The following is a 427-nucleotide window of genomic DNA, read 5'->3' as shown; positions in this document are numbered from 1 at the left end:
CCATCGACTACGCCTTTCGGCCTCGCCTTAGGGGTCGACTTACCCTGCCCCGATTAACGTTGGACAGGAACCCTTGGTCTTCCGGCGAGGGAGTTTTTCACTCCCTTTATCGTTACTCATGTCAGCATTCGCACTTCTGATACCTCCAGCAGCCCTTACAGACCACCTTCAACGGCTTACAGAACGCTCCCCTACCCCACGCACATAAGTGCGCAGCCGCAGCTTCGGTGTATAGCTTAGCCCCGTTACATCTTCCGCGCAGGCCGACTCGACCAGTGAGCTATTACGCTTTCTTTAAATGATGGCTGCTTCTAAGCCAACATCCTGGCTGTCTGAGCCTTCCCACATCGTTTCCCACTTAGCTATACTTTGGGACCTTAGCTGGCGGTCTGGGTTGTTTCCCTCTCCACGACGGACGTTAGCACCC

At 54.8% G+C, this 427-nt stretch carries 1 rRNA gene; it reads right to left on the bottom strand.

Annotated elements, in window-relative coordinates:
• Positions 1–427: ribosomal RNA gene (locus A3712_RS24050) — 23S ribosomal RNA — on the bottom strand; the annotation flags it as partial.

Origin of the sequence: Vibrio sp. HI00D65, from assembly GCF_001635455.1 — a bacterium.
Classification (GTDB): domain Bacteria; phylum Pseudomonadota; class Gammaproteobacteria; order Enterobacterales; family Vibrionaceae; genus Vibrio.
Note: the sequence above shows the minus strand (reverse complement) of the source record. Positions and strands in the feature narration are given on the sequence as shown.